Below are 20277 nucleotides of genomic sequence, written 5' to 3'. Positions count from 1 at the left end.
TAAAATAAGGCCATCTTAGCGGCCTTATTTTTTTATTTCATTGGGGGCGGATCATAGCGATAGATCGTTAAATCTACTTTTGAATTCGGGAGAAAGACGATCCCTTCCCCTTCCAACATCATTTTCTGATCAATGTAACCATCTTCCGACTTTAACCCGATCTCACCTTTAGCATTTATCACTCGATGCCACGGAAGTTCATGTTTTCGGCTCATAGTGTGTAGAACTCGAACAACTTGCCTTGCACCACGTGGACTTCCTGCACACTTTGCAATTTGTCCATAAGTCATCACTTTACCTGGTGGAATTTTTTTAATAATCGTAACAACATTTTCAGTAAACTCTTCCACATTCCTCACCCTCTAAAGCAGTAGTTTATTCAGTTATTATATCAGTTCCTACAAGTTCTCAAATAATAAAAACTTTGTATAAAAATAGAGACATGCTAGAAACTATGCATAATTAGCTATTGCAAAGGAGCTTAAAAGGTCATGGATAAGCGTTTAATTGATTGGCCTACATTTTTAGGTGCTTTGAGTTTATTACTGCTTGTAACTGTTCCGCTTGTCCTTTTTCCTGAAAAGGGAAAGGAAATTGTCAACAAAGCAAATGAGTTCGTCACCACACAATTTGGGGTTCTTTATTTACTTGTAGGTCTCGGGATTTTTTTCTTTTTGATTTATGTCGCCTTTAGTGATAATGGTAGAGTGCGCTTAGGGGAAGAAGACGAGCGTCCTGAATTTAACAACTTTTCATGGGCAGGAATGCTTTTCTGCGCTGGAATTGGATCAAGTATTTTATACTGGGGCACCATTGAATGGGCGTATTACTATCAAGGTCCACCATTTGGTCTAGAACCTGGAACGGAAGAAGCAATCCTATGGGCAAGTACATACGGCATCTTCCACTGGGGTCCGATCGCATGGGCCATCTATACGCTACCTGCTTTACCGATGGCCTATTTCTACTATGTCCGTAAAAAACCCGTACTAAAAATAAGTGAAGCAACAAGACCATTAATTGGAAAACTTGTAGATGGCCCAATTGGAACGATTATCGATGTGCTTTTCATGTTTGGACTTCTTGGCGGGGCAGGTACAACGCTAGCACTTGGTACTCCAATGATCGCAGAAGGAATTGATGCTCTCACAGGTATTGGCGTAACAATGGTACTAAAAACGTTGATTCTCGTTCTTGTAACAGCCATTTTCGCCATCAGTGCTTATTCAGGATTAAAAAAAGGAATTAAAATATTATCTGATATTAACTTAGTTCTCTCAATTTTTCTGCTTCTATTTGTATTAATCTTTGGACCAACCCGTTTTCTCGTTGAAACAGCCACAAACAGCGTCGGTTTGTTGTTGGATAACTTCTTTCATATGAGCACTTGGACAGAGCCATTTAATGCTCTTGGTCCATATGATAAAACAGGCTTTCCGGAAAGTTGGACCGTGTTTTACTGGGCCTGGTGGATCGTATACGCCCCTTTTGTTGGATTGTTTGTTGCCAAAATTTCAAGAGGAAGATCCATAAAGCAAATGATTCTTGGAACCATTAGTTATGGAACTTTTGGAAGTTTATTGTTCTTTGGTATTCTCGGAAATTATGGACTTCATATGCAATTAACAGGTGAGTTTGATGTCATTGGGGTACTTAATGATGAGGGAGCACCTAGAGCCATCATCGAAACCATTGGTCAACTTCCATTTTCATGGTTTATGATCTTCATTTTTGTCGTGTTAGCAATCATTTTTCTTGCGACGACGTTTGACTCAAGCTCTTATATTTTAGCCTCCGTTGTTCAAAAAGAAGTCAAAGATGAACCTCTACGCTGGAACAGACTGTTTTGGGCATTCGCGCTCTGCCTTATGCCGTTAGTCCTCATGTTTGTCGGGGGACTTGGAACACTTCAAACAGCGAGTATCGTAGGTGGATTTCCCCTTCTCTTTATTATGATTATGCTTGGTTGGTCATTTATGCGAGCTTCTACAGCTGATATCAAAGCTTCTGAACATTATGACCCTAAAACCTTTTCATTAAATTACAAAAAGATTTTACAATCAATCAAGCGCAAGAAAACGAAGAAACAAAAAGGACCTGTCGATGCTCATTTTGAAGAGGATAAGAAAGACGAATAGCATAGCTGATAATTTTTCCATATCGAAAATTATATTGACACTTTCAGTTGGGCATGATAAAAATTGAATAACTCTATAAATATTGAACTGCTTTGAAGGAAAACAAGTAGCCACCTTTTCCCTATTGAAGAGAGCCGATGGTTGGTGAGAATCGGTATATAAAAGGACGTGAATTTCATTTCTGGAGCTTCTTTTGTACTTGCAAAAGACGGTGAAGATCGTTACACAATGAAGAGGTGAGTTTTCTCACAACCAGGGTGGTACCGCGATAACAATCGTCCCTACGGATAACGTAGGGGCGTTTTTTTTGTGGAATAACGGAATCAGCATTCAATAATAAACGAAAGGAGCAACAGTATGAGTCAAAATGAACAATGGTCTTCAAGACTTGGTTTTATCCTAGCTGCAGCAGGTTCAGCGATTGGTTTAGGGGCCATATGGAAATTCCCGTACACAGCAGGTCAAAATGGAGGTGGGGCTTTCTTTCTGATCTTTATTCTATTCACATTGATACTTGGTCTTCCACTTCTACTTGCAGAATTTTCAATTGGACGTACCGCTCAAAGCAACGCGGTAGATTCTTATAAGACAATATCTCCAGAATCAAAATGGTATCGGGTTGGTATTATGGGAATGATCACTTCTTTCATCTTGTTATCCTTTTATAGTGTCATTGGAGGATGGATTATCGCCTACTTGTATAAAGCTGTTACAGGAGAGTTAACAGGCCTCTCCTCCGATGAGTACGCACAAGTATTCGGTACGACAATATCAAATTCGTTTATTAGTATTTTCGCGCAATTTATTTTTATTATTCTCACTATTCTTGTTGTAGCTAGAGGTGTAGAGAAAGGGATTGAACAGGCAAGTAAAGTAATGATGCCGGCTTTATTTCTTCTCTTCATTATTTTAGTCATTCGGGCTGTTACGCTAGAAGGTTCAATGGAAGGCATTTTGTTCTTGCTTCAACCTGACTTCACAAAAGTAACCTCTCAAACAATCTTAGAAGCAATGGGACAATCATTCTTCACACTGAGTGTTGGAGTATCAGTTATGGTGACGTATAGTTCATACTTACCAAAAACACAAAGTTTACCACGCTCCGCTCTGTCGATTGTGATCATGAACATTTTCATCGTTCTTCTTGCTGGTCTAGCAATCTTCCCAGCAGTTTTCGCTTTCGACCTTGAAGCTGGAGCTGGCCCCGTTCTCTTGTTTAATGTTCTTCCGACAGTATTTGGTCAGCTGCCATTCGGAATGCTCTTTTTCATTGCCTTTTTGGTTCTGTTCTTGTTTGCAGCATTAACTTCTGCTTTTTCAATGCTTGAGATCATTGTATCGGTTATTTCGAAAGGTGATCTTAAGAAACGAAAAAAATGGGCATGGATCATTGGGCTTGCCATTTTCGCTGTTGGTATTCCATCAGCTCTCTCATACGGTGTTTTGAGCGATGTCACCTTATTCAATAAAACGATTTTTGATTTAGCCGATTACGCGGTGAGTAATGTACTTCTACCGATTGGAGCTTTGTTAATATCCATTTTTGTTCCTTTAAAAATGAAGAAATCTGCCCTATTTGAAGAATTGAAACGTGGAAGTGGGTTAAAGAAAGGCTTGTTCGAAACATGGTATTTTCTTATCCGTTTTGTCGCACCGCTTCTTATTCTTTTCGTTATGTTAGATGTTCTTGGAATCTGGTAAACAGGAAAAGCCTCACCTTACGGCGGTGAGGCTTTTTACTTTATTCTTCTTTTGCTTCGATAGGTGCAGAAGGTTTTGGTTCATCTTTCAGATCGAAATAAGCTTTAAATAGTCGCCTTGCAATATCTTTGTTGACTGATTCATTGCGATCACTGCTCAAACCCGGAACCACGACCGCTAACGCAATTTCTGGATCTTCATAAGGAGCATAGCCTACAAAGGTTAAATTAAATCCTTCTACGCTATTATTTGGACCAAACTTTACTTCAGCCGTACCCGTTTTACCGGCATGAGTAAAATCTGTTCCCTTAAAATATTTCGTTGCTGTTCCGTTACTAGCATTTGTCACTCTCCATAATCCATTTTGGACTCTGCTAATATCGCTTTGACTCATTTGAATGCGATTCATCACGTTTGTATCAAACTGATCCACAATAATATTAGATAAGCCATCGACATTGGAAGCCTCGTGAACTTCTTTTAAGAAATGAGGCTGAATTCTTTTTCCGTCGTTTGCAATCGTTGAAATGTATTGAGCCATCTGAAGAGGTGTGTACGTATCAAATTGGCCAATCATTAAGTCCATCAGGTTACCAATTTGCTCAATACCACCATTGATTCCTGTCGTTTCAATTGGCATATCAATTCCTGTCTTGTTTCCAAGACCAAATTGATTAAAATGATAGCGAACCTCATTATATGCCTTTGGATCCCACGGTATACCACTTGTGTTTGGAACATAATCATACCCTGCCATCATCATGGCAATCCGAAACATATAGACGTTGGATGATCTTTCTAACGCTTCAACATCATTCACCCAGCCTAGGTTTGCATATGACGCCTTCTCATTGGTAGCAGGTATAGAAATCGGGGTATCAAATAAGGTCGTGCCGTGACTAATCACTCCTGTTTCATAGCCTGTTAACACAGATGCCCCTTTTACTGCTGAACCCATTTCATATGCTTCTGACAAGGTTCCATACGAATATTCAATATAGTCATTGTCCTTAGAGCTGTATTTTGTCCCACCAAATGCTAGTATCTCACCAGTATCAGGATCCATTCCAATCGCATAAGCACGATCTGCATAAGGGTTCCCGCGCGCTCTTGCTTTTCTTAATTCTTCCTCAAGAATCGTTTCAAGCTCCTGTTGCAAATCAATATCGACTGTTAAAACCAGATCATTCCCTCTTTTACCTGGAATCACTTCAGGTTCCCCGATTGGCTTTCCTGATTTGTCCGTAACATATTTCTTCATGGACTTCTGCCCTCTTAATAAATCTTCATACTGCTTCTCAAGATAGCTGATGCCGACAAGATCGTTATTATCGTAGCCTTTCATTGTATAAGCATCCAACGATTCTTTTGGAATTTGACCTAAGTTCCCGAACATTGTTTCCATCGTTTCATCATAAGGATAAATCCGCTCAGCATCTGGGGATATGTCGACTCCCGGTAAATCTTCAAGGTTTTCACTAACTTGCGCAATTTCTTCACGTGATAACCCCTTCTTAATAGATTGAGAAGAGAGTGCATACCCCGAGTCCATCTGGCGTTTGATTGCCGCAATTTTTAATTCATTCTTATCACTTGTAATTTCCTTAAGATCTTCTTCGTTGATGCGATCGATTTGTAGGCTATAAGCCTTTTTAGACTCAAGTTCTTCCCATTCTTCTTCTGATAATTTGGCCTTGGCTTTCTCTGGTCTAGTCATAATCCAGAAATCTTTCAAATCGCGCTCTGTCACCTTATCTGTATCCATCTCAATAAATGAAGCTAATTTACGAGCAACCTCAAGTCTTTCCTCTTGTTTCGTATTTTGATTTCGAATATAGGTTAACGTAAACGTTGGCTCATTATCGACAATAACTCTTCCGTACCGATCATACATTTTCCCTCTAGGTGCCGATGATTTCGCTGTTACATTCTCGGTTTGCTCTGATATTCGTTCGAAATCTTCCCCTTGTACAATTTGAATCATCCCAAGTCTAAGGATAAGAATAGAAAACAATAGAAAAACAAATAGAAACAAAATATTTAGCCGTAACGGCACATGTGTTTTCTTCATTTTTTCCTTAATCATTGACTTCCCCCCGTGCTTTTCCTTATCTTCCCAACTATCATAACATAGGAATATTAGGACTTTTTTCCTTATTAGAAAATAAATTCAAAACAATTTCCGTTATTAGAACGATTTCATTCTGTAAATATTACTAAATAAGTTTTAACGAGGTGCCATAAACGCACAACCCAGCTCACATAAAAAGAAGCATGCTTTTATAGCACGCTTCAGGAATGTGAATCATTTATAAAATAGGAGACAAAAGTCTCGAAATTGACTCTTTAAATCGAATCCAGAGTGATCTTTCCAAGTAGCCTTCTCCCGTTAATTCCACACTTTTCTCCATATCTCTCATAAAAATGTTTGCCAACTCTGTTGATATTTCTTCGTCATAAATAAATGCATTCACTTCAAAGTTTAATCGGAAACTCCTCACATCAATGTTAGCGGTACCCACTGAAGAAATTTCACGATCGACTGTGATGGTTTTTGCATGAATAAAACCATTTTGATAAATGTAGATTCTCGCCCCCGCTTTTAGTAATTCGCCAACGTAGGAATAGGTCGCCCAATAAACAAAAGGATGATCTGGCTTATCGGGAATCATTAATCTAACATCTACACCACTAAGTGCAGCAATACGAAGGGCATCTAACAGGCTTGCATCGGGTATAAAGTAAGGGGTTTGAATAAAGATCGTTCGTTTTGCTGAGGTAATGAGCTTTATGTACCCATTTTTAATTTGTTCCCATTCAGAATCAGGTCCACTACTCACAACTTGCACACCGGCTTTTCCAATCGGCTCAATGATAGGGAAATAGCACGATTCATAACCTACCTTGTTCCGTGCAGCGTGATTCCAATCTAACAAGAACCTCGTCTGCATAGCGAGCGTTGCGCTACCTTCAATCCGAAGGTGTGTATCCCGCCAATAACCAAACTTTGGATTTAATCCAAGGTACTCATCACCAACATTGAATCCCCCGACATAGCCAAGTACGCCGTCAATAATCACCAGTTTTCGGTGATTTCGATAATTCAGTCGTGTATTCACATAGGGGATGCGTGAAGGGAAAAAGACTTCCACTTCTCCACCTGCTTCGATCAACTCTCTGAAAAAACGCTTCCTTGTTTTTCTTGATCCCATTTCATCATAAAGAACGCGAACCTTTAGCCCTTCGCGTGCTTTTTCAGCGAGCTTTTCCACAATCCTCTTACCTAGCTCATCTTTTTGGAAAATATAGTATTGGAAGTGAATATGATCTTTCGCGCGGCCGATATCCTGAATGAGGGCATTGAACTTTTCCTCACCGTCTGAAAAAATACGTATGGCATTATCCTGCGTTAGTACCGCATCGTCATTTACAAGATGCATATAAATCAGGTCCTTATGTCGCGCAATTTCTTCATGCCTGAAAGGATAAACCCCGCTTTTAATTTCACTAACCTGCTCCTCAATTAAATCCTCGATTCCAACTTTCTTTATGTTATCCCAGTCAAATAACCTTCTTCTGCTTAAGTTTTGCCCGAATACTAAATACATCACAAAACCAAGAAGAGGGATAAAAAGCAAGACCATAAGCCAAGCCCATGTTGCACCCGCATCTTTGCGTTCGAGGAAAATAACAAGAGCTGCAAAAACAAGATTAAGTACAAATAAAATTCCTAATAAAATCGAAATAATGTGCATAAATAATAGCTCCTTTAGCGTACACAATCTCAGGTTAATCGTTTTTCACTTAAGTTTACATCATTTTCAGCTCGTTATTAAGATGATTAATAATCTAAAGATATCACATTTTCTTTTTAATCGAACCATTTCTTACCTGAAATCATAGAACCTCTTCCATTTATTTGAAACACAAAGTAAACTAAACGTAACGAAAGACAAGGAGGAGTTCAAATGATTGGTAAACCAATTCATTTCGATGGAAGCTCTAGCATCTCTTCAGCCCCTAGTGAAAAAAAGCTGCCTTTCAAACTAACAGATGAAGTAAGAAAAAACCTCAGCGGCAACCCTTATCAGCTACCTAAAAGTTAAGTCAAACCTGGCCTTGCCTAAAGTGCAAGGCTTTTATTATGTCCCCATTTTTTTCACACGTTACAAACAGAAGCAAAATAGTTGAATTCGTTCCTCACCTCCTTTATAATTTGCCTTGAATTAAAAATAATTTAATTCGAGATAAATTGCGCATCAAGAAAGGAATGAATGTTGAAATGGCAAAAGTATTATACATCACGGCTCATCCACACGATGATACACAATCTTACAGCATGGCAGTAGGAAAAGCTTTTATCGACACTTACAAAGAAGCGAATGAGAACGATGAAGTCGTTCATCTCGATCTGTATCGTGAGCATATTCCCCAAATTGATGCTGACGTTTTTAGCGGCTGGGGCAAATTACAATCCGGAAAAGGTTTCGAAGAACTATCTGCAAGTGAAAAAGAAAAAGTACAGCGCCTTAATGAATTAAGTGAAGAATTTATTGAGGCTGATAAATATGTGTTCGTAACACCACTCTGGAATTTCTCTTTTCCTCCAGTTATGAAAGCTTATTTTGACTCAGTATCCGTGGCTGGTAAAGCCTTTAAATATACTGAAAACGGACCTGTTGGTCTTTTAACCGATAAAAAAGCGATCCACATCCAGGCTCGCGGTGGCGTTTATTCAGAAGGGCCTGCGGCAGAAATGGAAATGGGTCATCGCTACTTTACAACAATGATGCAATTCTATGGCGTGCCAAGCTACGATGGACTTTTTGTAGAAGGTCATAACGCAATGCCAGATAAAGCCGAAGACATTAAGCAAAATGCTATTGCGCGTGCAAAAGATACCGCACTTACATTCTAATACTATTCACTCAACAAAAAACCAGCTGACTAGCCAGCTGGTTTTTTTATGAGACAACGTATCCCTGATTTTTCACTATTTCTTGTAAAGCTGTTAGAGAAACCTTGTTTGAATCGAAAGTAACATCTGCATTTCCTTCTTTAAAATGAATTTCAACAGCCGATACACCACTTGATTCTAGTAAGGCGCTACGAATTACCGATACACAGTGATCACCAGTCATCCCGTTAATTTTCAAGGTTACTTGTTCCACTTTTTTGTCTCCCCTCACGAACTTGTTTTGCTATTATCCTTCCCGTTCATCAAAATACTATGACGAACAAAACAGCTTATATTAATGAGCGGTCACAGCTAATTTAAATTGCCGAATCATTCTTTTGTTTTGCTGCCCAGAGCACCCACCAAATTAAGAGCGGTTGAAAGAGTAACCTGATCCATAGCAGTAACTCATTTGCTTCCTCCTGTCCAGGAGCTGGAATTCCAGCAATCGCTGCATAAATGTTGGCAGGAAAAATAACGACTAAATACACTGCCGTCCAAAACCTTGCCTGTTTACGTGTAGAAGGAATGAGGAGTAAAATGGCTAATACAATTTCCATAATCCCTGTTACATAAATCATCCCAAGCCTGAACGGCACCCATTCGGGAATCATTGATGCAAAACCTTCCCCTTGAATAAAATGAGCAATGCCTGCAAAAATAAAGAAAAAAGCAAATAACACAAGCGCAATTCGACGAATTGTTTTTATCATAAAGAATCTCCTTTTCAATTGGATTCTTCCATGATAGCAAACTATTCTTCTTTTTTAGAAGAAAAACGCTTTACCGAAGCAATTGTTTAATCGTATAAGGAAGCATTTCATGCAGTGTTTCAAAGGAATACGTTAATTCAAGTCGCTCTGTCCATTTATGCGCATCTCTCCCCATCGGTCCAAGATTCATAACGGGAACCTTTAACTGTTCTAACGCCTCGAGAGGTAGCGTATAAGACTGCCCATATAAAGGCATGTTGCTCATTAATGGTTGAATGGTTTCTTTCGTACGTTCTAACCCAACAAAACTTAAATCTGAAAGGCCCGGAAAATAATGCTGTGGCTTTAACTTTACGTTATGCTTCTCGTCACTGTATGTCATCACACGTTGAATCGTTTCCTGAATAAATGGATCATGACGAGAGGATACGGCCGGATAAAAAGGTGGATTATAAAAAAGAATAATCATTGGGCCATCATCTTTACAAAGCGCTGCAAGATCAAAGACCATTCTTGTGGAAAGATCTCGATCTCCAAGATCTTTAAAATTTGCTGAGATGTAATCCTGGCGACGTTTAATTTCCGCTTCGCCAAACAATGTAACCGCCCTTTGGTGCAACTGTTCATAGGTTAACACGTTAACTTTAAATGGCTCCGGAACATAGCTTTGAAGCATCGAGAAAGCAGTGGCTTTTTCTAAGTAGTGGTGTTCAATACGCCTGGCAGCAGTTTTTACAGCCTTCATCAATTTATCTGTAATTTGTTGAATGCTACTTTCCATCCCAAGCACATTAAAAAGCGTGACGCCTACATGTGGAATTTGAACTGAATATCCTTCTTTTAAATCCTTTTGCATTAAATTTGTAGGCGGAGGGGTTACTTCTCCATCAACAACCTCACAAAAGTCAGCATTTAATTCTAACTCTTTCGTTACTTCTGCTGCCATGTAATTCGCATTCAAGCCAGAAAAGGGTTCCCCAACGTGAGTTTCTTGACCATAACAGAAAAAACCAGGAAGTAACTTGCCAATTGATCCTGAATAAAGATAGAGGTTTTGATCACCAGGATAATTTGTAAAAACAGGCTCAGAATTTAAACAAGCGGTATACATAAGGTTATGTTGTTTTGCCATTTCAACGAGAACAGGAACGGCCTCGATCATTCCCAATGAATTGGCTTCTTCATCAGGAACCGTAAGGAATAAAATATTCCCCTCAAATTCACCAGAACTTGCTTTTTCAAGCATGCTCATCTGTAAGGCAATCCCTGCTTTCATATCCATCACGCCTCGACCAAATACCCATTCTCCATTTTCCAGATCATTCTGAACTTCTAGTGGCATCTTATCCAGATTCTTATATACTTCTTCTGTCAGATCATATGGGCTAAAGGCCAGGTTTTTAAACTGGCCGTAATCTTCTACATCGACCACATCGAAATGACTTATTAATATAACCGTTTTTTTTGCTGTTCCGTTCTTGATCAAACCTGTTACAAAAGAACGTCCATCACTTGTTGGATGAAGAGCAAGCATTTGAGGGTTATCTTTAAAATAATCTAAGTCCTGAAGCTGAAGATGAATGTATTCTGCAAGCGCTACTTCTGGATAGGATCCCGTTATACTCTGATGTTCAACAAGTCTTGATAACAAATACATAAGCGTTTCTTTTGTTTGCCATTTCTCCACCTCATAACCCCCTGTCTGTTTTTTGCAAAATTCACCTGTTTTTGGTAGGTTTAATGAGAATAGACGGCATTTTTGACCTGTTCACCGTCTCCCTACTAAGCCATGTACCCTTTCAATCCGTGTAGGTAGGGCTCAACTTCCCCTAAAGGTTCGAATGGAAGTTTCACTTTATCATATTTTATACATACAAAACCTGAAAAGACCAGTAGAAATGGGGAAAGTCATGACAATCATATTTGCTCATAGAGGTGCAAGTAAACAATGTCCAGAAAATACAATAAGTGCTTACGAACGTGCAGTAAAGCTTGGAGCTGGAGGAATTGAAATTGATGTCCAACTTTCAAAAGATGGCATTCCAGTTGTCATTCACGACCGTACCTTAAAGCGTACTACGTCTGGAAAGGGAATTGTAACCGAAACAAATTATGCAGACCTTAAAAAGCTGGATGCCGGGAGCTGGTTTTCTCCAAAGTTTCAGCAAGAAAGTATCCCTTCCTTAGAGGAAGTGTTGACCTTTGCTTCAGATTATCCCGATCTCTGGCTGAATATTGAATTAAAATATTATCGAGAAAATGATGATCAACTCGCCAAAACAGCCATTCCAATGATTAAAAAATTTCGCTCTGAGAAAAATACGCTGATTTCTAGCTTTGAACACGAACGATTGCTTGAGGTACATAAATTGTGGTCTAAGGTAGAAACCGCACCTCTTTACAAAGGGAACTTACATGAACCCTGGCACTATGCAAAAAAACTAAAAGCAAAAGCGATCCACCCTCACTTCAAATCCATCCATGCATCACTTATCAAAACCGTTCAAGCTCACGGCATAAACGTACGGCCTTATACGATTAATGAGGAAAAGTGGCTGAGACAATTTATTGAGTGGGAAGTAGACGGACTTATGACGGATGTGCCTGATCTTGCGTTAAATATCATCCATAACAAACAAATTTCACAACAAAAAAAATCCTGGTGGAAAAACATTTGGAGCATGTTCACAAAGTAAAGCACGATTTGCGACTTCTTTTTTTGCACATGCTATACTCAGGGTCAGGAAAGAAGAAATAAAGGAGAGATTGCATGTCATCAGCATTATTTACACCCTATACTATAAAAAACGTTACATTTCCTAACCGTATTGTGATGAGTCCTATGTGCATGTATTCATGTGAAGCAATGGACGGGAAAGCAACCAATTTCCATTTCACACACTATACTTCTAGAGCAGTAGGACGAACGGGTCTCATTATTACGGAAGCAGCAGCTGTTACCGAACAGGGCCGCATCTCTCCACAGGACCTTGGCATTTGGAGTGATGACCATATAGAAGGATTGCAGAAGATTGTACAACTTTCTCAAGAGCAAGGAGCAAAAGTAGGTATTCAACTTGCTCATGCCGGTCGAAAAGCCGTATTAGATGGTCCAATTATTGCGCCATCAGCAATTCCTTTTAGTGATAAAATGAAAACCCCTGAAGAAATGACGCTAGAACAAATAAAAGAAACGATTGTTTCCTTTAAAGAAGGCGCAAGGAGAGCAAAGAAAGCCGGCTTTGATGTTATCGAACTTCATGGCGCACACGGTTATTTAATCAATGAGTTTCTATCTCCATTAACGAATAATCGTGAAGATGAATATGGTGGTTCAACACAAAACCGCTATCGTTTTCTTAAAGAAATAATCTCAGAAGTGAACGATGTTTGGGATGGTCCACTCTTTGTACGTATTTCTGCAGAAGAATACCACGAAGAAGGAAATACAATGGAAGACTTCGTATATTTTTCAAGTGAAATGAAGAAACAAGGCGTTGATCTAATTGATTGTAGTACAGGCGGGGTTGTACCAGCGAGCATCGATGCCTTTCCTGGATATCAAGTGAAACACGCTGAACAAATTCGTAATGAAGCTAAAATTTCAACTGGCGCAGTTGGATTGATTACGCACCCCCTTCAAGCAGAGGAAATAATTCATAACAACCGCGCAGACCTTGTCTTGCTTGCAAGAGAACTATTAAGAAATCCTTACTGGGCGAGAACCGCCGCAGCTGAACTTGGCGCAGACTTAGAGGCACCGAAACAGTATGAACGTGGTTGGAATTAAATAATCAGTAAGTTGACTATAACAAAACCGAGCTCAAAATGAGCTCGGTTTTGTTATAGGTATATGGACTGTCATTTGATCTTTTACTATGTCCGTATTTGCAAATACGGCTCTTGCTTCCCTAATTAGATCAACCATATCTGCTTCTTGGTAACGTGAACTAATATGATTTAACAGAAGTTTCTTTACGTTCGCAGTTTTAGCAATTCGAGCAGCTTCCTCCGTAGTGGAATGATAATACTCATATGCTAACGACGCCATCTGAGCGGAAAATGTAGCTTCATGGATAAGAAGATCGGCATTTAAAGCAAAATCAATCGTCTTCTCATTAAACCGAGAATCCCCACAATACACAAGATGTCTTCCTTTTATCTGAGGACCTACTACTTCACCTGCATGCACCACTTTTCCATTGTCAAGGGTAATAGAGTCTCCATTTTTCAATTTTTGATAGATCGGACCGGGTTGTACACCTAATGACTTTAATTTTTCAACATTTAATGCACCTGTCTTATCTGCTTCTTCTATTCGATAAGCAAAACTATCAATTCCATGTTCTAACAAAGCTACCTTTATTGTAAAACCCTGCTCTTGCACTTGAAAGTCGTCTTCTATTTCTACAATTTGGAGTGGATAGCGTAGGTGTGTACCGCTAATTTTTACGGCCGTATCAATAAAATGAGCAAGCCCTTTTGGTCCGTATACCTTCAGTTCTGATTCTCCCCCTTGAAAAGAACGACTTCCAAGAAGGCCAGGCAGTCCAAAAATGTGATCACCGTGTAAGTGAGTGATGAAAATTTTGGTCAGCCTACTAAGTGTAATAGTAGAAGAAAGAATCTGATGTTGTGTCGCTTCCCCACAATCAAACATCCAAACTTCTCCAGAATCAAGACGAAGAGCTGTCGAACTAACGTTACGTTTTGTTGAAGGAACACCAGCACCTGTTCCTAGAAATGTTAATTGCATATCAAACCTCCTTATCATCAGTTCTGCATCGCAAAGATCTTGATGATCGGCTACACTGTAAGTATGAATTTCATACAGGAGCTGTTTATCATGCTGTTAAAAAAAAGATTATTCCTTGCACTATTTCTCTCACATCTTCTATTATTTCTATCTTTCTATTTATTTAGTGACTTCTTTTGGCCGCTTTTTACTGTTTCTCTTCTTCTCCTTGGAGGAGTGTCAATTCGTCAAGTTAAATGGAAAAAGCCGTCACTTTCTCACCTTTTTATCGGAATTTTAAGTGGCGTTTCCCTTTATATTCTTTTCTTTCTGGGGAAAACAATTATGCTTGTTCTTTTCCCTCAATTTATGACACAGGTTAATGAACTCTACACCCTTGTCGCACCAGATAAAGCTTGGCACTATGTTAGCCTTATTTTAATTGTTATTCCAGGAGAAGAACTTTTCTGGAGAGGACTTGTCCAAACAGAGCTTAAAAAACTTCAAATCAAATACCCGATTTTGCTAGCAGCGCTTCTCTATATGAGCGCACACTTTTATGCAGGTGCTTTCCTTCTGCTTGTCGCTGCTGTGTTAGCTGGAGCTGTATGGGGATATTTGTATGACCGAACTCGAAATATGGTCGTTCCGCTTCTTTCACACCTTGTATTTGATTTATTTCTTCTTGTTTTCTTTCCGCTTCTGTAAAGCATGCCTCTTTAACTCCCTAAGGAGGCTCTTCATATGCTGCATGTAGAGAAGAACTTCCTCTCGATCAGGACTTTCTGTCCCGTATCGAACCTTCTCATAAATGGCTATAATGTAATCCTTATGTTCACTATGACCAGGAATCCTTCGTAACCATTGACTTAAAGTCTCTCCTGCTTGACGTCCAACCCCATACTTCAGCGCCTTTATTTCTAAATTAAAAATTTGCTTTCTTACCTGATTCATAGGTGGTTTTAATTGGCTTTCTTTCTTATCTTCCCTTGTATTCAACATTTCACTCGTTATAGTAGCAAAGCTACTTACTTCAAGTCGAGAAAGTACAAGCCTTTTTTTATAAATGATGAAGAAAGTAACGATTAATACAATGATAAGGCAGGTGTAGAAAATAAGCTCAAGTGGCAAGTCTATACTTTGTCCATTTATCGTTTGTTCCTTATTCATTTGTTGGTTTTTCATTGACGAATTCCCCTCTAAAAAAAGAGAATCTTCTGCAGAGCGCGTCGGAAGATTTGAGGTTAGCCAGTAAATTGGTAAACCAATAACATAACCAATTCCACTTATTGTATAAGAAATCAATTTAATAAGAGGGTCTTTCATCCAGATAATAATGCTAAACATGCCGCTGGAAACAGCTAACAAAAGAAGGATAGAACTCATGACCCATCTGGCCTGCTTCATTCCCCCTGCTTTTCTTATTTCCACAGCCGCTCTACATATGAGAAGCAAAAGAAATTGCACAAGAGGAAATAGAAATACGACCTGTCTTAACTCTGAAGAATTACTGAAAAGGAAGAATAGAAAGGAACCAACCAAACTCAAGAAAAAAACGATTGTATCATCATGACGAGTTAACTCTCTAATGTTGACATAGCTACGCCATGCGATCGTAATCGAAAGGAGAATGGAATAAAAAAACGGTACTCCTAACATTAATCCAACAACAACGGTTAGGATGCCAAGCAGAAATAACCTCGACAAGGTGATTTGTTCACGATTTCTAAAATAAAGAAGAAAGTAGCAACTTCCGCAACCAAGAACAAGCACAAGAAAAGGGAAAATAGGCGGGAAGGTTTGTTCATATAAATAAAAAAACGCTAAAAGAAAATACACGAAAACCATATCATAAATATAATAGAGAAAATGAGGAAGTTCTCTACGTACTTTCATTAATTCCGAACCCTTTCTATCTTACTAAGATATGCATAACCATCCGACATTTTCACGTCATAGCACATATGACCTATACTCTTCATAAACTGATAAAATGTTTCTTCTTCCTTTGATTGAATCGGCTCACCTAATCGAATCAAAACAGAGCGCTCTGATATTCGCTTTTTGAGCAATGAACTCATCCGTTCAAAAGATATCAGCGGCCTTGTGTCATCAATTCGAGCCAATAACTCTAGTGCCTTACTTAACTGAGCATTCCCCTCTCCCACTTCAAGTACCATAGAAGAAGCAGGTCCTTCAGGATCAAGATTAATATGGATTTCAAACGCTATTCCTCGTTTCGTAGCGACTGAACAAAGAAAGGCCAGTTGGCTAATATATGCTTCGATGTTATTGGAGACTTGCCCTGGACTATTCTTTCTTTTAACAGACAAATCAAGAATAAAAACCCACCTCATCTCGATCGAACGCTCGTACACTTTCGTTTTTAATTCTGAAGTTCTTGCCGTAGCTTTCCAATGAATACGATTAAATGGATCAGAGTTCGCATATTCTCGTGCACCTGCAGGAGCACACAAGTTTTCATAGAGGGAATGTTCATAAGCGTGACTCCCCATTTCATAAGTCGAAAGTTGTTCTACGCCTTGCACCTCCCTCAACTCAGGGTAAATCAATATTTCTGTTTGTGAGAAGCCTTGAAAACTAGATAAACGTCTTCCTAAACCAAAGAGATCCTTTATTATAAATTGAAGGTTCCTTATTCGCGTAGCTCCTCTTTCATAAGCATGGATGGAAAAGGAAATGTTCTTACGTTCATTTCGTCTCATAAAAAAAGGAACATCATAATAGTGAAGGTTTTTCGTGTTTTGAACAATTTCAAGTTGGGAGAGGTGAATCACAGACTCAACAGCAAAGCGCAGCTCGCCGTTCCAAATCGGCAACTTTCCTTGATTTTGTATCGAAAAGGAAAGCGTTTCATGTTCACCTTTGAAAAGCCTAATCGTATGTCGCTTATTTTCTACCTGAACAGATGTAGCTGCTTTCTTTAAGTAGATACGGGTTCCATAGCTAAGTAGCATTAATGCCATAGTAACTATGAATAGCTCGACAGATTGTAAATAAAAAGAAATAATAATCAGAACCCAGCTTAGTCCTAGAAAAGAAGAAAGGAATAGAGAGAGTGTGGTTTTCGACTCCCAGCTCATGTTGTTGCCCTTCCCCTCACTTCCACCGGTACCTCGACTTGAGTAAGAATCTCTTTAAACACAGCTTGTTTCGTCTTACGCATCGCTCCTTCCATCGTTAAGACTAAACGATGACTAAGAACATAAGGCGCCACGAACTGAATATCTTCAGGAGTAACAAATGATCTTCCTTCGATGAATGCTTTTCCTTGTGCTGCTTTCATAAAGGCAATCGTTCCTCGCGGGCTTACGCCAACACTTATGTACCCTCCGCTTCTCGTCGCTTGGACGATACTTAAAAGATAATCCTCAATCACTTCAGAAAGCTCCACCCGCTTCACTTGTTTTTGAAATAATTCAATTTCTCCACTTTCAAAAATCGCTTTCAAATCATCGAATGGATTTTGAAGCCTCATCATTTGAATCATTCGTTTTTCTTCTATCGGTGTTGGATATCCGCTTTGCATCTGCATAAAGAAACGATCCATTTGGGCTTCAGGTAATGAAAAAGTTCCCTGTGATTCAAGGGGATTTTGCGTTGCGATTACGATAAAAGGCGTTGGAAGTTTGAGCGTTGTTCCTTCAATGGTTACCTGCTTTTCTTCCATTACTTCTAGTAAACTCGACTGCGTTCTAGGCGTTGCTCGGTTGATTTCATCAGCTAGCAATACGTTCGTCACAACTGGTCCTGGACGCAATTCAAAATCTTGCTTTTTTGGATTGAAAAATTGAATACCTGTGACATCACCTGGTAAAACATCTGGAGTAAATTGAATTCTTTTAAATTGTCCACCTAATAAAACAGCCATTGATTTAGCTAGAAGGGTTTTTCCAGTACCAGGAACATCTTCCAGCAACACATTACCATTATTTAATAAAGAAATCATCACCAGCTCAATCGTTTTTTTCTTTCCGATTAGAACTTTTTGCATCTCATGTTGAACAAGCTTCATCTTTTCAACAATAGTCATATTAGCAGCCCCTTTTTAGATGGAGAGATATCGATTAATCCTTATCTTGCTTATACTTCCAGAGGAAGTCACGATCTAAACTTGTGCCACGCCTTTTCTCATCTCTTAACTTATGACTTCCATCCTTACTGAGTTGATTTCCTTTAAGAAGAGCTCCCTCGCCGTATTTGGATCGGATTGAACCAATCGTATTCTGGAGATTGTGTCGTTTTGAATCCGCTTCAAAAGAAAATAAATCAAGCTGAACAGTGGCCTCGTTTCGATCAACTAGCTGCTGTCCTGTTACGCCAAGTAAGCGAATCGGCTGCCCTGACCAATTCTTCTCAAATAGAGCTTGAGCAGCTTCAAGAATGTCCGCAGACTGAGAAATTGGATTTTGAAGTTTTCTACTTCTAGTAACGGTAGTTCGATCACTGTAACGTATCGTTAGCTGAATATTAAAACTAAGAACGTTCTTTTTGGCCATCCGCTTAGCTACGGAATCAGATAAATTTGTGAGTGCGGTATGAATGCGGTGATGATCAATAAGATCTTCCGGAAACGTAGTGGAATTGCCAACACTTTTAAATTCATCTATCGCATCTGGATCAACAGGGCGGTTGTCTCGTCCGTTGGCACGCTCATGTAATCTTTTTCCATTAATGCCTAGCTTCATTTCAAGTTGTAGAGGATTCGCATGAGCTAGATCGTGGATGGTTTTAATTTCTAGCTCAAGTAATTTTTCTTTTGTTTTCTTTCCTACCCCATGCATTTCCCCAACATCAAGTGGCCAGAGCAATTGATCTAACTCTCGTTTACGAAGAATGGTAATCCCTAAAGGCTTTTTCATATCAGAAGCCATCTTTGCTAAAAATTTATTTGGTGCAACTCCAATACTACAAGGGATGCCAATTTCAGCATGAATGCGATTTTGAATTTCCTCCGCTATTTCAATAGGATTTCGATCTCCACAATCTTCTGTTATATCTAAATACCCTTCATCAATAGAAACTGGCTGAACGAGTGGCGTGTAGGTTTCTAATAGTTCAAAAATTTGGAGAGAGGTTTGTCGGTAAAGTGGAAAATTAGGCGGCATAATGAGAAGTTCAGGACAGTGCTTTTTGGCTTCCCAAACCGGCATTGTTGTCTTGACGCCTTTCTTTCTCGCTTCATAGCTACTCGTTACAACAATACCTCGCCTTTCCTCTACATTCCCCGCAATAGCAAGAGGTTTTCCTCGAAGTTTTGGGTTATGAGCGACTTCGACAGACGCGTAAAAACTGTTCATATCCACATGAAAAATAATTCTTCCTCTTCCCTTTGTACTAAGATCCATTCCATCCATCTCCTTAAGCCCTCTATCGAAACCGTTTGCGTTTCCCGCCACTCATGTTAAAAAGACAGGAGAGGTCTCCTGTCTCACGTGGTGAGTGCTTGCTTTCGTTCTACCCATTTCACAAATTCACTACCGTGAAAATGCTGGTTGAATTCCATTTGAAATTCGTACATAGCATCTAGCAATTCAGCATTTTCAGCTGATCTTGAGCGATACTCATCTAAGTAATTCATTACCGCATAGGAATACTGCGTACTAGCTTCCACTTTATGATGACCTTCTTCCGTCAAGGTCACGTATGATACGCGCCGGTCGTTCGCTTTCTTATCAAGTTTGACGTACAATTTGTTTTTCAAACGTTTTAACACCTGCATAACTGTTGATACGTCCCAAAGCCCAATTTCTGAAACTCTTGTAATGGTAACTTCTTCTTCCAAATAAACAATCCACATCACATGCTGTTCGGCTTGAGTTAATCCAATTTCTCTCGCATTTTTTTGCCATTCATTTTCCAGTACTTTATAAGTTCCTCGCATATAATTCATCAGTTTATGAGTTTGAATAGAGTCCATTTTAACACCGCTTCCACTTCAATAATTATAATCATACCGTTCTATTTTAACATAATATAGAAGCAGTGCCACAAAGGTGGATGTAACAAAAA

Annotated in this window: 19 protein-coding genes and 1 other annotated feature; of the genes, 7 read left to right on the top strand and 12 right to left on the bottom strand. The window is 39.2% G+C overall.

What is annotated here, in order from left to right; genetic code table 11:
* Positions 1-32: 32 nt before the first annotated feature.
* Entirely contained in the window at positions 33-350 is a 318-nt protein-coding gene (locus PQ578_RS07760) for an MGMT family protein (RefSeq protein ID WP_273833035.1), read from the bottom strand.
* A 141-nt stretch (positions 351-491) separates the two neighbouring features.
* Between PQ578_RS07760 and PQ578_RS07755 the strand changes: the two genes are divergently transcribed.
* Together PQ578_RS07755 and PQ578_RS07750 are read left to right on the top strand one after the other, a co-directional pair.
* Positions 492-2138: a BCCT family transporter gene (locus tag PQ578_RS07755; protein ID WP_273833031.1), complete on the top strand. Its 1647-nt coding sequence runs from the start codon at positions 492-494 to the stop codon at positions 2136-2138.
* An 83-nt stretch (positions 2139-2221) separates the two neighbouring features.
* Positions 2222-2424 (top strand) — a binding site (T-box leader).
* A gap of 71 nt (positions 2425-2495) precedes the next feature.
* Positions 2496-3839, top strand: a complete 1344-nt coding sequence (locus PQ578_RS07750; RefSeq protein WP_273833029.1) for a sodium-dependent transporter — start codon at positions 2496-2498, stop codon at positions 3837-3839.
* Between the two features lie 40 nt (positions 3840-3879).
* Here the strand turns inward: PQ578_RS07750 and PQ578_RS07745 are convergent, their stop codons facing one another.
* Both PQ578_RS07745 and cls read right to left on the bottom strand, forming a co-directional pair.
* Positions 3880-5925, bottom strand: a complete 2046-nt coding sequence (locus PQ578_RS07745; RefSeq protein WP_273833027.1) for a peptidoglycan D,D-transpeptidase FtsI family protein — start codon at positions 5923-5925, stop codon at positions 3880-3882.
* 223 nt (positions 5926-6148) lie between these two features.
* Positions 6149-7594: a cardiolipin synthase gene (gene cls, locus PQ578_RS07740; protein WP_273833025.1), complete on the bottom strand. Its 1446-nt coding sequence runs from the start codon at positions 7592-7594 to the stop codon at positions 6149-6151.
* 213 nt (positions 7595-7807) lie between these two features.
* Between cls and PQ578_RS07735 the strand changes: the two genes are divergently transcribed.
* Together PQ578_RS07735 and PQ578_RS07730 are read left to right on the top strand one after the other, a co-directional pair.
* Positions 7808-7945 carry a hypothetical protein gene (locus PQ578_RS07735; RefSeq protein WP_179886240.1) on the top strand — a complete coding sequence of 46 codons (138 nt, stop codon included), beginning with the start codon at positions 7808-7810 and terminating at the stop codon, positions 7943-7945.
* A gap of 176 nt (positions 7946-8121) precedes the next feature.
* Positions 8122-8757, top strand: a complete 636-nt coding sequence (locus PQ578_RS07730; RefSeq protein ID WP_098444129.1) for an FMN-dependent NADH-azoreductase — start codon at positions 8122-8124, stop codon at positions 8755-8757.
* Positions 8758-8803: 46 nt separating this feature from the next.
* Here PQ578_RS07730 and PQ578_RS07725 read toward each other — a convergent pair whose 3' ends face one another.
* From PQ578_RS07725 to PQ578_RS07715, 3 genes are all read right to left on the bottom strand, one after another.
* On the bottom strand, positions 8804-9010 hold the full coding sequence (locus PQ578_RS07725) for a cation transporter (protein WP_273833019.1): 207 nt from the start codon (positions 9008-9010) through the stop codon (positions 8804-8806).
* A 103-nt stretch (positions 9011-9113) separates the two neighbouring features.
* Positions 9114-9509 carry a DoxX family protein gene (locus PQ578_RS07720; RefSeq protein WP_273833017.1) on the bottom strand — a complete coding sequence of 132 codons (396 nt, stop codon included), beginning with the start codon at positions 9507-9509 and terminating at the stop codon, positions 9114-9116.
* A 70-nt stretch (positions 9510-9579) separates the two neighbouring features.
* Positions 9580-11196 (bottom strand): M20/M25/M40 family metallo-hydrolase, encoded by a 1617-nt coding sequence (locus PQ578_RS07715; RefSeq protein WP_273833015.1) that lies wholly within the window; start codon positions 11194-11196, stop codon positions 9580-9582.
* A gap of 223 nt (positions 11197-11419) precedes the next feature.
* Between PQ578_RS07715 and PQ578_RS07710 the strand changes: the two genes are divergently transcribed.
* Positions 11420-12205, top strand: a complete 786-nt coding sequence (locus PQ578_RS07710) for a glycerophosphodiester phosphodiesterase (protein WP_273833012.1) — start codon at positions 11420-11422, stop codon at positions 12203-12205.
* A 74-nt stretch (positions 12206-12279) separates the two neighbouring features.
* On the top strand, positions 12280-13299 hold the full coding sequence (gene namA / locus PQ578_RS07705; RefSeq protein WP_273833011.1) for an NADPH dehydrogenase NamA: 1020 nt from the start codon (positions 12280-12282) through the stop codon (positions 13297-13299).
* Between the two features lie 33 nt (positions 13300-13332).
* Here namA and rnz read toward each other — a convergent pair whose 3' ends face one another.
* Positions 13333-14265, bottom strand: coding sequence for a ribonuclease Z (gene rnz / locus PQ578_RS07700; RefSeq protein ID WP_273833009.1), 933 nt, complete (start codon positions 14263-14265; stop codon positions 13333-13335).
* 90 nt (positions 14266-14355) lie between these two features.
* On the opposite strand from rnz, the gene PQ578_RS07695 reads away from it, so the two are divergent.
* On the top strand, positions 14356-14952 hold the full coding sequence (locus PQ578_RS07695; RefSeq protein WP_273833007.1) for a CPBP family intramembrane glutamic endopeptidase: 597 nt from the start codon (positions 14356-14358) through the stop codon (positions 14950-14952).
* On the opposite strand, the gene PQ578_RS07690 is transcribed toward PQ578_RS07695, so the two are convergent.
* From PQ578_RS07690 to PQ578_RS07670, 5 genes are all read right to left on the bottom strand, one after another.
* A complete protein-coding gene (locus PQ578_RS07690) occupies positions 14920-16140 on the bottom strand; it encodes a DUF4129 domain-containing protein (protein ID WP_273833006.1) in 1221 nt (406 codons plus the stop codon). The genes PQ578_RS07695 and PQ578_RS07690 overlap by 33 nt on opposite strands.
* A complete protein-coding gene (locus PQ578_RS07685; RefSeq protein WP_273833004.1) occupies positions 16140-17348 on the bottom strand; it encodes a DUF58 domain-containing protein in 1209 nt (402 codons plus the stop codon). Before PQ578_RS07685 ends, PQ578_RS07690 begins: the two co-directional genes overlap by 1 nt.
* Positions 17345-18298, bottom strand: a complete 954-nt coding sequence (locus PQ578_RS07680) for an AAA family ATPase (protein ID WP_273833002.1) — start codon at positions 18296-18298, stop codon at positions 17345-17347. Before PQ578_RS07680 ends, PQ578_RS07685 begins: the two co-directional genes overlap by 4 nt.
* A 34-nt stretch (positions 18299-18332) precedes the next feature.
* Positions 18333-19613 (bottom strand): DNA polymerase IV, encoded by a 1281-nt coding sequence (locus PQ578_RS07675; protein WP_273833000.1) that lies wholly within the window; start codon positions 19611-19613, stop codon positions 18333-18335.
* Between the two features lie 83 nt (positions 19614-19696).
* Complete coding sequence (locus PQ578_RS07670) at positions 19697-20185, bottom strand: transcriptional regulator, SarA/Rot family (RefSeq protein ID WP_273832998.1); 489 nt, start codon at positions 20183-20185, stop codon at positions 19697-19699.
* Between the last annotated feature and the right edge of the window lie 92 nt (positions 20186-20277).

Source organism: Guptibacillus sedimenti (assembly GCF_028610665.1).
In the GTDB taxonomy this organism is placed as follows: Bacteria; Bacillota; Bacilli; order Bacillales; family Guptibacillaceae; genus Guptibacillus; species Guptibacillus sedimenti.
Note: the sequence above shows the minus strand (reverse complement) of the source record. Positions and strands in the feature narration are given on the sequence as shown.